The organism is Promicromonospora sp. NPDC110617 (assembly GCF_055598465.1).
Genome location: NZ_JBVKBM010000002.1, coordinates 269,115 through 282,372, shown reverse-complemented (window position 1 = coordinate 282,372; position 13,258 = coordinate 269,115). Strand labels below are relative to the sequence as shown.

Annotated in this window: 15 protein-coding genes; 10 read left to right on the top strand and 5 right to left on the bottom strand. The window is 74.0% G+C overall.

The features are described from left to right. Window positions 1–39 precede the first annotated feature (39 nt). The 3 genes from ACZ7LE_RS12115 to ACZ7LE_RS12105 all read left to right on the top strand — a co-directional run bounded on the left by ACZ7LE_RS12115 (window position 40) and on the right by ACZ7LE_RS12105 (window position 2,007). Window positions 40–498: a MarR family winged helix-turn-helix transcriptional regulator gene (locus ACZ7LE_RS12115; RefSeq protein ID WP_470403521.1), complete on the top strand. Its 459-nt coding sequence runs from the start codon at window positions 40–42 to the stop codon at window positions 496–498. A gap of 70 nt (window positions 499–568) precedes the next feature. Continuing rightward, the gene (locus ACZ7LE_RS12110) at window positions 569–1,153 is read left to right on the top strand and encodes a GNAT family N-acetyltransferase (RefSeq protein WP_470403520.1); all 585 of its coding nucleotides are present in this window, start codon (window positions 569–571) and stop codon (window positions 1,151–1,153) included. Then, the gene (locus ACZ7LE_RS12105; RefSeq protein WP_470403519.1) at window positions 1,153–2,007 is read left to right on the top strand and encodes an LLM class flavin-dependent oxidoreductase; all 855 of its coding nucleotides are present in this window, start codon (window positions 1,153–1,155) and stop codon (window positions 2,005–2,007) included. Before ACZ7LE_RS12110 ends, ACZ7LE_RS12105 begins: the two co-directional genes overlap by 1 nt. Before the next feature lie 33 nt (window positions 2,008–2,040). Here the strand turns inward: ACZ7LE_RS12105 and ACZ7LE_RS12100 are convergent, their stop codons facing one another. The 3 genes from ACZ7LE_RS12100 to ACZ7LE_RS12090 all read right to left on the bottom strand — a co-directional run bounded on the left by ACZ7LE_RS12100 (window position 2,041) and on the right by ACZ7LE_RS12090 (window position 3,886). After that, on the bottom strand, window positions 2,041–2,508 hold the full coding sequence (locus ACZ7LE_RS12100; RefSeq protein WP_470403518.1) for a VOC family protein: 468 nt from the start codon (window positions 2,506–2,508) through the stop codon (window positions 2,041–2,043). A 65-nt stretch (window positions 2,509–2,573) separates the two neighbouring features. Next, window positions 2,574–2,963 (bottom strand): helix-turn-helix domain-containing protein, encoded by a 390-nt coding sequence (locus ACZ7LE_RS12095; RefSeq protein ID WP_470403517.1) that lies wholly within the window; start codon window positions 2,961–2,963, stop codon window positions 2,574–2,576. Further along, window positions 2,963–3,886, bottom strand: coding sequence for a GntR family transcriptional regulator (locus tag ACZ7LE_RS12090; RefSeq protein WP_470403516.1), 924 nt, complete (start codon window positions 3,884–3,886; stop codon window positions 2,963–2,965). The genes ACZ7LE_RS12095 and ACZ7LE_RS12090 overlap by 1 nt, the downstream gene beginning before the upstream one ends. Window positions 3,887–4,073: 187 nt before the next feature. Between ACZ7LE_RS12090 and ACZ7LE_RS12085 the strand changes: the two genes are divergently transcribed. The 6 genes from ACZ7LE_RS12085 to ACZ7LE_RS12060 all read left to right on the top strand — a co-directional run bounded on the left by ACZ7LE_RS12085 (window position 4,074) and on the right by ACZ7LE_RS12060 (window position 10,267). Beyond that, entirely contained in the window at window positions 4,074–5,297 is a 1,224-nt protein-coding gene (locus ACZ7LE_RS12085; protein WP_470403515.1) for an FAD-dependent monooxygenase, read from the top strand. A 12-nt stretch (window positions 5,298–5,309) separates the two neighbouring features. Next, window positions 5,310–5,999: a FadR/GntR family transcriptional regulator gene (locus ACZ7LE_RS12080; RefSeq protein ID WP_470403514.1), complete on the top strand. Its 690-nt coding sequence runs from the start codon at window positions 5,310–5,312 to the stop codon at window positions 5,997–5,999. Then, the gene (locus ACZ7LE_RS12075) at window positions 5,996–6,763 is read left to right on the top strand and encodes a creatininase family protein (RefSeq protein ID WP_470403513.1); all 768 of its coding nucleotides are present in this window, start codon (window positions 5,996–5,998) and stop codon (window positions 6,761–6,763) included. Before ACZ7LE_RS12080 ends, ACZ7LE_RS12075 begins: the two co-directional genes overlap by 4 nt. A gap of 103 nt (window positions 6,764–6,866) precedes the next feature. Then, the gene (locus ACZ7LE_RS12070; protein ID WP_470403512.1) at window positions 6,867–7,922 is read left to right on the top strand and encodes a CE1 family esterase; all 1,056 of its coding nucleotides are present in this window, start codon (window positions 6,867–6,869) and stop codon (window positions 7,920–7,922) included. After that, on the top strand, window positions 7,919–9,472 hold the full coding sequence (locus tag ACZ7LE_RS12065; RefSeq protein ID WP_470403511.1) for an AbgT family transporter: 1,554 nt from the start codon (window positions 7,919–7,921) through the stop codon (window positions 9,470–9,472). Before ACZ7LE_RS12070 ends, ACZ7LE_RS12065 begins: the two co-directional genes overlap by 4 nt. Window positions 9,473–9,550: 78 nt before the next feature. Then, window positions 9,551–10,267: a DUF1361 domain-containing protein gene (locus ACZ7LE_RS12060; RefSeq protein WP_470403510.1), complete on the top strand. Its 717-nt coding sequence runs from the start codon at window positions 9,551–9,553 to the stop codon at window positions 10,265–10,267. A 64-nt stretch (window positions 10,268–10,331) separates the two neighbouring features. Here the strand turns inward: ACZ7LE_RS12060 and ACZ7LE_RS12055 are convergent, their stop codons facing one another. Continuing rightward, entirely contained in the window at window positions 10,332–11,528 is a 1,197-nt protein-coding gene (locus tag ACZ7LE_RS12055; RefSeq protein ID WP_470403509.1) for a sialidase family protein, read from the bottom strand. 104 nt (window positions 11,529–11,632) lie between these two features. Next, window positions 11,633–12,088 carry a GNAT family N-acetyltransferase gene (locus ACZ7LE_RS12050; RefSeq protein ID WP_470403508.1) on the bottom strand — a complete coding sequence of 152 codons (456 nt, stop codon included), beginning with the start codon at window positions 12,086–12,088 and terminating at the stop codon, window positions 11,633–11,635. An 85-nt stretch (window positions 12,089–12,173) separates the two neighbouring features. Here ACZ7LE_RS12050 and ACZ7LE_RS12045 point away from each other — a divergent pair, with 85 nt between their 5' ends. Next, entirely contained in the window at window positions 12,174–13,190 is a 1,017-nt protein-coding gene (locus ACZ7LE_RS12045; RefSeq protein ID WP_470403507.1) for a GlxA family transcriptional regulator, read from the top strand. The last annotated feature ends 68 nt before the right edge of the window (window positions 13,191–13,258 follow it).

Below are 13,258 nucleotides of genomic sequence, written 5' to 3'. Positions count from 1 at the left end.
CATAGACGATAGTCCGTGCGGGATCGGAGGAAGACGACGATGACGTCCGCGATCGACGAGATCGAGTACGAGGGCATGCTGTTCGGCCGGCACCTGGCCGCGCTCCCCGCGGGGCGCACGCGCCGCAAGGGCGGGCTGCTCGACCAGAGCGCGTACACGCTGCTCAGCCTGCTCGACGCCGGCGGTCCCGCCAGCCTCGCCGAGCTCGCGGCCGCCACCGGGCTCGACGTCTCGACCCTGAACCGCCAGACGGCCGCGCTGCGGCGCTCGGGCCTCGCCGAGCGCTTCGAGGACCCCGACGGCGGTCAGGCGCGCAAGCTCCGCCTCTCCGCGGAGGGCGCCCGGCTGCTCGGCGAGGAGCGCGCGGCCAGCCGGGCGCTGCTGGCCGAGCTGCTGCACGACTGGTCGGAGGCGGACCGGGCCCGGTTCGGCGAGCTGCTGGGCCGTTACAACCGCGTCATCGAGGACCGCTCGAAGCGCCACTGGCCCCGCCCGTGACCCCCTGGCTGATGTGCGATACCGGGAATCGTCGTGGCGGGAGCGTGTGGGCGTGCGGCAGGGTGGGGGGATGAGCGCACCCTCCGACGCCGCGGCCGACGCCGCAGCCGCCGTCCGCCCTGACGCCACGACCGACGTCGACCCCCGGCCCGTGACCGCCGTGCGCGAGGCCGGCGCCGACGACTGGCCCGCCATCTGGCCGATCGTGCGCGAGGTGGTCCGCGCCGCCGACACGTTCGCCTACGAGCCCACGATGGGCGAGGCCGACGCCCGCGCCGGGTGGCTGGAGGCCCCGCGGCGCGTCGTCGTCGCCGTGCGCGACGGCGTCGTGGTCGGCACCGCGAACATGTACCCCAACCGGCCGGGGCCGGGCAGCCACATCGCGTCCGGCAGCATCATGGTCGACCGCGCCGTGCGCGGCACCGGCGCCGGGCGAGCCCTGGTCGAGGACATGATCGCCTGGGCGGCCCGCGAGGGCTTCGCCGCGATCCAGTTCAACGCGGTGGTCGACACCAACACCGCCGCCGTCCACCTGTACGAGAGCCTCGGCTTCGTCACCCTCGGCGTCGCGCCGGGCGCGTTCCGGCACCCCGAGCGGGGCGACGTCGGCCTGCGGATCATGTGGCGCGACCTCGGCGACCTGCGGGAGGCCTGATGCGCTTCTCCGTCAACGTCCCCAACTTCGGCGACCTCGCCGACGCCCGCGCCGTCGCCACCGTGGCCCGCGCGGCCGAGGACGCGGGCTGGGACGGCCTGTTCGTCTGGGACCACGTGGTGCACCGCAAGGAGGCGCGCCGCGGCCAGCCGTTCGGCGACCCGTGGATGCTGCTCACCGCGGCGGCGCTCGCGACCTCGACGATCCGGCTCGGCACCCTGGTCACGCCCGTCGCCCGGCGCCGCCCCGAGCAGCTCGCGCGCCAGGTCGCCACGCTGGACGCCGTCAGCGGCGGCCGCGTCGTGTTCGGCGCCGGGCTGGGCGGGCCCGTCGAGGACGAGTTCGGCAGCTTCGGCGACGAGACCGACCCCGTGGTGCTCGCCCAGAAGCTCGACGAGGGCCTGGACCTGCTGGCGCGGTACTGGTCGGGGGAGCGCGTCGACCACGACGGCCCGCACTACCGGGTGCGCGACGTCGAGATCCTCCCCGCCACGGTGCAGCAGCCCCGGCCACCCGTCTGGGTCGGCGGCTTCTGGCCCGCGCGCCGGCCGTTCCGGCGCGCGGCGCGGTGGGACGGCGTCGTGCCGCTGTTCGCGTCCGGGCACGGGGTGCCGCCCACGCCGGAGGAGGTCCGGGAGGTCACCGGGTACGTCACGGAGCACCGTGACGCGCCCGGCCCGTTCGACGTCGTCGTGGGCGGGCTGACAACGCCGGAGGCGGCGGCCGACGTCGTCGGGCCGCTGGCCGAAGCCGGGGCGACCTGGTGGGACGAGCGCGGGCTGTACGAGTCGCCCGACCTGTACTCCCTGCCCGCGGTGCTGCGGCGGGTCGAGGCGGGGCCGCCGCGGCTCTGAGGTGCGGCCCCGCCCGGCCCCCGGCACGAGCGGTCAGCCCGGCTGCTCCGCGCTCCACCGGGCGATGTCCTCGTCGGTCACCTCGACCGGCCCGGTGGCCGGCTGCGTGATGCGGATGTGGTTGCCGAACGGGTCGCGCAGGGCGCAGTCGATCCCGTAGGGCTGCTCGACCGGCTCCTCGGTGAACTCGACGCCCTTCGCGCTGAGCTCGGCGTAGGTGCGGCGGCAGTCGTCGGTGGTCAGGATGCACGCGACCCCGAGCGCGCCCTTGGTCACCAGGTCCCGGACCTGGGCCGCGACCTCCTCGCTGAGGGACGGCGGGCCCGGCACCTCCAGCAGGAGGTGGCGGTCGGGGTCGGCGGGCAGGGAGACGGTCAGCCAGCGCATGAAGCCCATGTCGACGTCGTTGCTGACCTCGAACCCGAGCTTGCCGACGTAGAAGTCGAGGGCCTCGTCCTGGTCGAGCACGGTCACGGCGGTGATGGAGATGTTCTTGAACATGCCCACCACGCTAGGACCGCACCGGGCCGGTGCGCTTCTCCGAATCTGCTCGGTCGAGGAACCGCTCAGCCCGCGGGGCGCATCCAGCTCTTGACGAAGCAGACGGGCGCGGCCACGGGTCGCGTCCGGCGCCGGTACTCGGTCGGCGAGACGCCGACGACGTCGCGGAACGTGCGGCTGAACGTGCCCAGGCTGTTGGAGCCCACCTGCAGCGCAACCTCCGTCACCGGCGTCGCGGTGTTGCGCAGCAGCGCCATCGCGCGCTCCAGCCGGCGCCGCTGCAGGTAACGGTGCGGCGTCTCGCCGAAGGTCGCCCGGAAGCTGCGGCTGAAGTGGGACGGCGAGACGTGCGCGATGCGGGCCAGGGTCGGCACGTCGAGCGGCCGGGCGTAGTCGCGGTCGATGGCGTCCCGGGCGCGCAGCAGCAGCCGGTTGTCGCGCTCGTGCGGGGACATCAGCGCTCCTGCCCGAGGAACACCGCGTACCCGTCCAGGAGGCGGGCCAGGCCGAACTCGAAGAGCGTGTCGAGGGTCAGGTCCACCTCGGCCGACGTCGCCGCCACCAGGTGCGGGTGGCGGCGCGGGTCGACGGCGGCCTGGAGGTCGGGCAAGGTGCGGTCCATCCACTCCTCGTCGGTCAGCCCGTCGTCCTTGCGGGCCTGCGCCGCCGGCTCGATGCCCACCCCCAGCCCGCGCACGAGCTGGAAGACCGACACGGTCAGGTGCATCCGCGTGTCGAGGTCCAGCCCGCGGCCGGGCAGCTCGCCGAACGCGCTCAGCAGGGCCTCGGTGTGCGCGACGCCGTGCGGCAGCACCTGCGGCCGCGTCATCGACATGACGTGCGGGGCCCACGGGTGGCGCTGGAACGCGGCCCACATGGTGCGGGCGCACACCTCGGCCCGGGCCCGCCAGCCGTCCGGCAGCGGGTCCGGGAGCGGCGAGGTGGCGTACACGGTGTCGAGCATCCGGGCCAGCAGCTCCTCACGGCCGCGCACGTAGCGGTAGAGCGACATCGTGGGGATGCCCAGGTCGGTCGCGATCCGCCGCATGGACAGCCCGCCCAGCCCCTCGGCGTCGGCCGTCGCCATGGCCAGGCGCACGACGTCGTCCACCGTGGGGGCGCTCGCGGCGGACGCCGCCGTACCCGGGCGGGCCGTGCCGGTGGCCGCGCCCGCGGCCACCACGGTGCCCACGCCGCGCCGCACCTCGACGAGCCCGTCGCGGCGCAGCGCGTCGAGCACCCGGCTGGCGGTGGCCATGGCCACGCCGTGCTCGGCGACGATGCGGCGGGTGGACGGGACCGGCGCCCCCGGGGCGAGCTCGCCCGACCGGATGCGGTTCCGGATCCCGTCGGCGATGCGCTCGGACGGTGTGGTCATCTCGGCTCCCTGTACTAGTGCGGTCGCGGGCCTGTCGCGCGCGCTGCGGCCCCGTGGCCTGGGCGTTCGGGAGGTGCACTACCTGGTGCACTACCCCGCCCTTTACCCAGCATAGGGCGCTTCGTACGGTGTACGAAGCGCCTCGCCGAAACACCTCGGCGAGGAACCTTCGAACCAGGGAGCAGCCATGACTCACGTACTCGTCTCCGGTGCCAGCGTCGCCGGGCCGGCCCTCGCCTTCTGGCTCCGCCGGTACGGCTTCGACGTCACGGTGGTCGAGCGGTCGGCCGGGCCCCGGCCGGGTGGCCAGGGCATCGACGTGCGCGGAGCCGCGCGGACCGTGCTGGACCGGATGGGTCTCACCGAGCAGGTCCGGGCCGCCCACACGGGCGTGCGTGGCATCGCCTACCTCGACGCCGCGGGGCGCCGCACCGTCGAGCTGCCGGCCGAGATGTTCGGCCACTCGGGCGGCGTCATCGCCGACATCGAGATCCTGCGCGGCGACCTCATGCGGATCATCATGGACGCCGCCGACGGCGTCGAGTACCTCTACGACGACAGCATCACGGCGCTCGACCAGCGCGCCGACGGCGTCGACGTCACCTTCGAGCGCTCCACCCCGCGCCGGTTCGACCTCGTGGTGGGCGCGGACGGCGTCTTCTCCACCACGCGGCGCCTGGCCTTCGACGGCGCCTGGCAGGCGGTCGACTCCGGTTATCACCGCGCCGTCTTCACGGCCGAGCCGGCGGGCGCCGGCGACACGTGGGGCCTCGACGGCTGGGAGCTGCTGTACTCGATGCCGGCCGGCAACGGCGTGGGCGGGCGCAACGTGCTGCTCTACCCGGCGCACGGCGGGGCGCGGGGGATGGTCCACTTCGCCGGGGACCCCGTCGAGTACGACCGGCGCGACATCGCCGGGCAGAAGCGCCTGGTCGCCGGCGTGCTGGCGGGGGAGGGCTGGGAGGTGCCGCGCCTCCTGGAGGCGATGGAGCGCGCCGACGACTTCTACTTCGACCGGCACGTGAAGATCGAGATGCCGTCGTGGCACCGCGGGCGCGTCGCGCTCCTGGGCGACGCCTGCACCGCCGGGTCCGTCGGGATGGGCACCTCGCTGGCGCTGGTGGGGGCCTACGTGCTGGCGGGCGAGCTCGCCCGGGCGGGCGGCGACCCCGCCGTCGCGTTCCCCGCGTACGAGGCGATCGTGCGGCCCTACGCCGCGGTCAACATGAAGCAGCTCCCTGGCGGCGCGCGCGGGTTCCTGCCGCCCTCGCGGTTCGAGATCAAGGCGCGCACAGCGGTGATGGGCGCCCTGCTGAAGACGCCGCTGGCGGGCAGGATGATGGGCGGCATCGACAAGGCGGTCGACCAGATCGCCCTGCCGGACTACCTTGACGGACGGGTGCTCAAGTGATTTAGTCACTTTATGACTCAAGGTAGAGCCTCGTTCTCGGAGCAGCTCGCGGACGACATCGTCGACCTGATCCGCTCCGAGAGCCTCGGACCCGGCGACGTGCTGGAGTCCTCCCGCGACCTGGCCAAGCGGTTCGCCGTCACCACCCCCACCGTCCGGGAGGCGCTGCGGCGGCTGGAGGCCACCGGCGTGGTCGAGCTGCGGCACGGCTCCGGCACGTACATCGGACCGGGCATCGAGCGGTCGGTGCTGGCCAACCCGCACCGGCCGCACATCACGCGCTCCTCGGTGATCGAGCTGGTCCAGGCCCGCCTCGTCATCGAGCCGGGCATCGCGGCGCTCGCCGCGAGCGCCCGGGACGCCGCCGCCCTGCAGCGGCTGGAGGCCGCCGCGGCGACGGCGCTGCAGCCGCCGGTGCACGGGTTCCGGCCGGCGCTGAACTTCCACGTGGAGCTGGCGGCGGCGTCGGGCAACGGGCTGCTGCGCGAGACGGTGGAGGCGTTGCTGCACGTGCGGGCGTCGGAGCAGACGGAGATCCGGTTCCGGTACGACGACCGGCAGCGGGACCACGCGGAGCACCTGGAGATCCTGGGCGCGGTCCGCGACGGGGACGGCGCGGCCGCGGAGCGGCTGACGCGGGCGCACCTGACCACGATCCGGGAGTCGCTGGAGGCGGCGGACTTCGGGGAGGTGGCACCGTGACCGCGCCGTACCGCCTCGCGGAGATGACGACGGCGGAGGCGGCGGACGCCGTCGCGCGCGGCACCGTGGTGCTGATCCCGGCGGGGGCGCTGGAGCAGCACGGGCCGGGCATGGCGCTCGGCACGGACCTGGTGCGGGCCGAGGGCGTGGTGGCGCAGGTCGCCGCGAACCTGGCCGGCCGGGTGGTGGTGGGGCCGTCGATCCCCGTGGGGGTCTCGCCGCACCACATGGCGTTCGCGGGCACGGTGACGCTGACGACGACGACGTTCGCCGCCGTCGTGCGGGAGTACGTCACCAGCCTGCACCGGCACGGCTGGACGCGGTTCCTGGTGGTCACCGGGCACGGCGGCAACAACGCGACGCTGACCACGGTGGCGCAGGATCTCCTGGTGTCCCACCCGGGGGTCCAGCTTGCCTGGTCACCCCTGACGGCGCTCGCGGGCGACGCCGTGGCCGCGATGGAGCCCAGTGCCGTGCACGGGCACTCCGGCGAGGCCGAGACCGCGCAGATGCTGCACCTCGCGCCGCACCTGGTGCACACCGACCGGCTGGAGCCTGGCACCACCACCCCGGACCAGCTCGACGACGTCTCCCGCACGGCCCGCCGTCACGCGCAGCCCACCCTGACCCTGCCGTACGACCGGCTCAGCCCCAACGGCGTGCTCGGCGACCCGCGCCGGGCCACCGCCGAGGACGGCGCCGCGATCGTGAAGGCGATCGTCGCCCGGATCACGACCTTCGTGGAGGAGTGGCCGCCCGCCTAGCGCCGGCCACCCCTCCGGACAGCACCCCTCGATACGCACCTGGCCCGCCAGGTGTCCGCTCCGCCGTGCCCGCACGCGGGCGCGGCGCCCAGAAAGGACTCGCATGTCAACGACGACAGCATCACCTCGCCCCGCACCACAGGGCCGACGACGGCCGGGCCGCCGCGCGGCGCTCCTCGCCGCCCTGGCGCTCGCGGTCTCCGGCCTGGCCGGGCCGGTCGGCGCCACGGCGGCGTCCGCCAGCCCCGGCCTGCGCTCCGCGGGCTGCGGCACCGATCCCGGGCAGGAGCCGGGCAGCAGCGTGCTGCGCACCCTGACCAGCGCCGGGCGCGAGCGCACCGTGCAGCTCCACCTGCCGGACGGCTACCGCAGCGACCGGGCGTGGCCCGTGGTCCTGGTGTTCCACGGCCGAGGCAACACGGGGGCGGGCACGGAGGCGTTCTCCGGCCTGGACGCGCTGCCCGCGATCGTCGCGTACGGCAACGGCGTGGTCGGTACCGGCGACGGCGACCGGCAGGCCTGGGAGGGCGCGCCGTACGCGGCCCCCGGCGTCGACGACGTGGCGTACACGAACGACCTGCTGGACACGCTGGAGCGGGGCCTGTGCGTGGACCCGCGGCGCGTGTACGCGACCGGCAAGTCCAACGGCGCGGGCTTCACGGGGATCCTGGCGTGCGAGCTGTCGGACCGGATCGCGGCGGTCGCACCCGTGGCGGCCGCGTTCTACGGCACGGGCCACCCGGACTGCGACCCGGCGCGGCCGGTGCCGGTGATCGACTTCCACGGCACGGACGACGTGACCATCCCGTACGCGGGTGACGCCGACCGCGGCCTGCCCGCGATCCCGGACTGGGTGGGCGGCTGGGTGCAGCGCAACGGGTGCACCCGGGGGCCCGCCGTCGAGCAGACGGCGTTCGACGTGACCACGTCCCGGTGGACGGGCTGCGACCGGGGCGCCGAGGTGACGCACGTGGCGGTGCTCGGGGGTGGCCACACCTGGCCGGGGGAGGACAGCTACTCCGGCGGCGGGTACGCGACGCACAGCATCGAGGCCCACGAGGTGCTGTGGGAGTTCCTGCGCGACGAGCGGCTGCCGGTGCGGTTCCTCGTGAGCCACGGCACGGACGGCTCGCACGGCACGGACGGGGCGGCGTCATGACCGCGACGTCCAAGCAGGCCGCACCCGGGACCGAACCGGACCGGCTGCCGCGCGTGCTGCGCGCGCTGGCCGTCGTCGAGCGCCTCGGCAACGCCCTGCCGCACCCGTTCTGGCTGTTCTGGATCCTGGCGGCGATCCTCGGCGTGACGAGCGCCGGGCTGGCGGCGGCGGGCGTGTCCGTCGTCTCGCCCGCCGACGGCGAGACCGTGGTGGTGCAGAACCTGCTCAGCGGCGCGGGCCTCGCCATGGCCGTCTCCACGGCCGTCGACAACTTCGCGACGTTCGGCCCGATGGGCACCATCGTCGTGGTCATCATGGGCGTCGCCATCGCGGAGCGCACCGGCTTCCTGTCGGCGGCGATGAAGGTCTCCGTCTCCCGGGTGCCCGTCTCCTGGGTGGTGTTCGCCGTCGCGTTCGCGGGCACCGTCTCGCACGTCGCGAGCGCCGCCGCGTACATCATCCTCGTGCCGCTGGGCGGGCTGGCGTTCCGGGCGGTGGGCAAGTCGCCGATCCTCGGCGTCGTCGTGGCGTACACGTCGATCGCCTCGGGGTACGACGCGAGCCCGGTGCCGACGCCGAACGACGCGATCTTCGCGGGCATCACCACGGAGGCGGCGCGGATCATCGACCCGAACGCGTACGTCTCACCGGTGAGCAACTGGTTCTTCAACATCGGCTCGTCGCTGCTGCTGGCGATCGTGATCACCCTGGTCACGAACCTGGTGCTGGCCAAGCGGCCGGATCTCGGCGCGGACCCGGATGCCGATCTGGACGACGTCGCGGGCCTGGAGCTCTCGCCGCGGGACCGCGGGGCCCTGCGCGCCGCACTTCTGTCCGGCCTCGCCGCGATCGTGCTGATCGCCGTGGTGGTGCTGCTGCCGTCGTCCCCGCTGCGGGGCGAGGGCGGGAGCCTGACCGAGTCGCCGTTCCTGGACGGGATCGCCGCGATCGTCGCCGTGCTGTTCGCGCTGGTCGGCATCGTGTACGGGTGGCGGTCCGGGGAGATCACCAGGGCGGGGGACGTGCCGCGGCTCATGGCCGAGGGCGTGCGCCAGATGGCGCCCGTGCTGGTGCTGTTCTTCGCCATCGCGCAGTTCCTGGCGTACTTCGACTGGACGCACATCGGCGACGTCATCGCCGTGAACTCGGCCGAGGCGCTGGAGACCAGCGGCGTGCCGATCTGGGTGGTGTTCCTGGCGATCCTCGCGCTGCTGTCCGTGGTCAACGTGCTCGTGACCAGCGGCTCGGCCATGTGGGCCATCGCGGCGCCCGTCGTCGTGCCCATGCTGATGCTGCTGGACGTGCCCGCCGAGACCACGCAGGCGCTGTTCCGCATCGCCGACTCCGGGTCCACGGCGATCACGCCGATGAGCCCGTACTTCATCATGGCGCTCGGGTTCCTGCAGCGGTACCGCAAGGACGCCGGCATCGGCACGCTGGCCTCGTACACGCTGCCGCTCGCCGTGTGCATGACGCTGGCGTGGACCGCGCTGTTCTTCGCCTGGTGGGCGCTCGGCATCCCGCTCGGGCCCGGCGCACCGGTGCGCTGACGCACACCTGCCCCGCCGTGGCCCCCCGCCGACCCGTCACCGGGCGCGACGGCGGGGCCACGGTGATGATGTGCGGTGATGAACGCGATCCTCCTGCTGCCGGCCGGCATCGTCCTGCTCAACGTCTTCGCCCTGGCCCTGGTGCTGCTGCGGGCCCCGTTGTTCCGGCTGCCGGTGTACTGGCCGATGGTGCTGAACATCGGGCTGTCCGTCGCGCCCGCCGTGGTGCTCGGGATCGGGCTGCTGCTGGTGCTGGGCGTCATCACGTTCGTGCCGAACCGGGCGCTCATGCTCACCGTGATCGCGGTGGTGCTCGTGGTGTGGGTGCTGCTGCTGCCCAACTCGGCCTACCTGGTCACGGAGCTGAACTTCTCCCACCGGCGGCCCACGGACGACCCCGCGCCGCTCTGGTACGACATCGTGATGGTGCTGTCCCTGGCGCTGTCCGGCGTGCTCAACATGCTGATGAACGTGCTGCTCGTGCAGTTCGCGTACGTGCTCATCGTGCGGCCCAACGACGACGACCCGTACCGGCAGCCCGACTCCTGGGTGCTGGTGGCGCTCACCCTCGTGCTGGTCAGCGTGGGCATCTACCTGGGGCGCTACGTCCGGTTCAACTCCTGGGACCTGCTGCACCCGTCCTCGTTCGTGCGCAAGCTCGCCGCGCACCTCCGGGTGGGCGCGCACTGGCGGACGCTCACGGGCTTCGTCGTGGTGCACACCCTGTTCTTCGGGCTGATGTACCTGCTGGTGGTCGCGCCCGTGGTGCTGATGGTGGCCGCCGTGAGCGCCTGAGGCTCACGGCGGCCACCCTCGTGCGAGCGGTGCGGTGCGGTGCGGCCGGCTCGCGCCGGCCCGCTCAGTCCGGCAGGCCCGCCACGGCGAAGTACGTGGTGCAGGCGCCGCCCTCGGACTCGTACCCGGTGGACAGCTCCAGCAGCTCGTCCCGCTCGGGCAGGGCCAGCAGCGTGGGGCTGTAGTTGGGGCAGTAGTTGTTCCACGGGTCGCGGATGCTCACGGGCGCGGCGGCCGTGCTCCAGGCGGCCTCCGGCACGCCCTCGTTGGTCATGAGCGTGGACCCGCTGCCGGGCAGGACGGCGCCGTCGGGCCCGTAGAGCATCTGCCCGACGCCGAGCAGCCGCCCGTCGCGCGTGCCGTCGTCGTACCAGGAGATGTTCGGGGTGTGCCGGAAGTGCGTGCCGTCCGCCGTCGCGACCGGGCTGCCGATCTCGGTGACCGGCTGCCAGGCGATCCCGTCGGCCGAGCGGCGCGTGTAGTGCCGGCAGTCCTGCACCGGGCCGCACACCTCGTAGCTCATGAGGTAGTCACCGTCCGGCAGCCGCCGCACCACCGGCATGCCCGGGCGCAGCCCGGAGTCCGGTAGTGCGATGACGTCCTGCAGCGGCGACCAGGTCACGCCGTCGGGCGACGTGGCCTGCACGATCACCTGGCTGTGCGCCGGCTGCTGGTTCTCGTCCGAGACGTACAGCACCAGGTCGCCGTCGGGGGAGACGGCGAACTCCGGCTCCCACAGCCCCTTGCCGCCCGCCGCCGTCGCCGCTGTCGAGACGTGCTCCCACGTACGGCCCTGGTCCGTGCTGGCCCACACCGGCAGCGTCATCCGGCGCGTGGCCTCGTCCTCCTGCTGGCCCACCGAGGCCGACCACAGCAGGGTGCCCTTGCGCAGGTCGCCCACCTTGCGCGGCAGCTCGAACAACGTCGAGCAGCACAGCCCCCGCGTGGCCCCCGGGTCCGAGACCGTGCCGACCCGCTCGAAGCTGCGGCCGTCGTCCGTGCTGGTGAAGATCGCGCCGTGACCCGTGTCGCCGTCGAACGTGACCGTGCTGACCACGATCGTGCCGTTCGCCCGGCCGGAGTGCTCCAGCCGGATGGCGCGCGGGTAGAGCGAGGTGCCCTCCATCAGCCGGGTGCCGTTCTCCGCCCCGCCCGGCGGCGGTTCCGCCCCGCCCGCCCCGGTCGCCGTCGCCGGGGCGACGGCGGCGGACAGGGTGAGCGTGGCGAGCGCGAGCACCGTGAACAAGCGTCGCAGGACCATGGTGGGGCTCCTCTTCGATCGACTCTGATCTCGAACACACCGGGGGGCCGGTCCGCCGCGTGGCGGGCGACCGCCGTCACCGTAGTGACCGAGGCGTGGGTGAGTCAACGTTGCATCAGTGTGTCCGACGCCGAGAAGCCCAGGCGCTCGTAGAACGGCATCACGGAGTCGCGGGAGTCGAGGGTCAGCTTGCGCACGCCCAGGTCGTCGGCCGCGGCGTAGAGGGACTCGACCAGCCGCCGGCCGATGCCGCGCCCCTGGTGCTCGGGGACCACGAAGACGCTCTGCACGTCTCCGTTCCTGCGGATGAGGTCGCCGGGGTTGGGCACGCGCTCGAAGATCGCCAGCCACGCCATGCCGACCAGGTCGCCGTCCAGCTCGGCGACCTGGCACACCGACCGCTCGCCCTGCGCTGCCATCCATCGGCCCAGTGCGGCGGCGAACTCCCGGGCCTCGTCCGCGCCGGGCGTGCGGTCCGGCTGGGCCCAGCGCCACCGCAGCGCGGACAGGGCGGGGACGTCGGCGAGGGTCGCTTGTCTGATCACGAGGTCTGACGGCACCGGCCCATGCTGGCACGGACCTCGCGGCGGCGTGGTAGCCGCGGGAGACCGGCCCCGGCGACCCGCGCCGCCTAGGATTCCTGGCGTGAACGCCGCTCGCCGGAAGAACCACCAGGTCGCCGTCCTCGTGCTGGAGGGCGCCAAGCCGCTCGACGTCGGCATCCCGGCGCAGGTGTTCTCGAACCGGCCGAGCATGCCGTACGAGGTGCGGGTGTGCGGCGCGGCGCCCGGCCTGGTGACCGGCGGCGACGGCCTCTCGTACCACGTGGCCGAGGGTCTGGACGCGCTGGAGCGCGCCGACACGGTCTTCGTCCCCGGGTACCGGACGCCGGCCGCCGCCGACCCGCCGGCCGTCGTCGTCGACGCGCTGAAGGCGGCGCACGCCCGCGGGGCGCGGCTCGCGGCCATCTCGACCGGCGCGTTCGCGCTGGCGGCGACCGGCCTGCTCGACGGCAGGCGCGCCACGACGCACTGGCACTACACGCGGGCGCTGCGCGAGCGGCACCCCCTGGTGCAGGTCGACGAGAACGTGCTGTTCGTGGACGAGGGCGGCGTGCTCACCTCGGCGGGTGCGGCGTCCGGCATCGACCTGTGCCTGCACCTGGTGCGGCGCGACCACGGCGTCGGCCTGTCCAACCACGTGGCCAGGCGGCTGGTCGCCGCGCCGTACCGCAGCGGGGGGCAGGCGCAGTACGTGCCACGGAGCGTGCCCGAGCCGCTCGGCGACCTGTTCGCCGACACGCGCGAGTGGGCCCTGGAGCACCTCGCCGAACAGCTCACCCTGGAGGCGCTCGCGCGCAACGCACGGGTCTCGGCGCGCACCTTCTCGCGCCGGTTCGTCCAGGACACCGGCTACACGCCCATGCAGTGGGTGCTCCGTGCCCGGGTGGACCTGGCGCGCGAGCTGCTGGAGCGCAGCGATCTCAGCGTCGAGCAGGTCGCGCACCGGGTCGGGCTCGGCACCGCGGCCAACCTCCGCCTGCACTTCCACCGGATCCTCGGGACGTCGCCGACCGAGTACCGCAGCACGTTCTCGGCCGGGGCCGAGAGCGGCTTCGAGCCCGGTGTCGAGGCTGGCTTCGACGGCGCCCTCGGGGAGTAGCCGGGGTCGTTCCGGCGTCCGCGCAGAGGGCTGGCGAGATCCTTGCGATCGCTGGCGAAGTGTCTGGC

Coding starts and splice junctions, on each gene's coding strand:
- ACZ7LE_RS12115 (WP_470403521.1), top strand. CDS start 40: ATGACGTCCGCGATCGACGAGATCGAGTACGAGGGCATGCTGTTCGGC.
- ACZ7LE_RS12110 (WP_470403520.1), top strand. CDS start 569: ATGAGCGCACCCTCCGACGCCGCGGCCGACGCCGCAGCCGCCGTCCGC.
- ACZ7LE_RS12105 (WP_470403519.1), top strand. CDS start 1,153: ATGCGCTTCTCCGTCAACGTCCCCAACTTCGGCGACCTCGCCGACGCC.
- ACZ7LE_RS12100 (WP_470403518.1), bottom strand. CDS start 2,508: ATGTTCAAGAACATCTCCATCACCGCCGTGACCGTGCTCGACCAGGAC.
- ACZ7LE_RS12095 (WP_470403517.1), bottom strand. CDS start 2,963: ATGTCCCCGCACGAGCGCGACAACCGGCTGCTGCTGCGCGCCCGGGAC.
- ACZ7LE_RS12090 (WP_470403516.1), bottom strand. CDS start 3,886: ATGACCACACCGTCCGAGCGCATCGCCGACGGGATCCGGAACCGCATC.
- ACZ7LE_RS12085 (WP_470403515.1), top strand. CDS start 4,074: ATGACTCACGTACTCGTCTCCGGTGCCAGCGTCGCCGGGCCGGCCCTC.
- ACZ7LE_RS12080 (WP_470403514.1), top strand. CDS start 5,310: ATGACTCAAGGTAGAGCCTCGTTCTCGGAGCAGCTCGCGGACGACATC.
- ACZ7LE_RS12070 (WP_470403512.1), top strand. CDS start 6,867: ATGTCAACGACGACAGCATCACCTCGCCCCGCACCACAGGGCCGACGA.
- ACZ7LE_RS12065 (WP_470403511.1), top strand. CDS start 7,919: ATGACCGCGACGTCCAAGCAGGCCGCACCCGGGACCGAACCGGACCGG.
- ACZ7LE_RS12060 (WP_470403510.1), top strand. CDS start 9,551: ATGAACGCGATCCTCCTGCTGCCGGCCGGCATCGTCCTGCTCAACGTC.
- ACZ7LE_RS12055 (WP_470403509.1), bottom strand. CDS start 11,528: ATGGTCCTGCGACGCTTGTTCACGGTGCTCGCGCTCGCCACGCTCACC.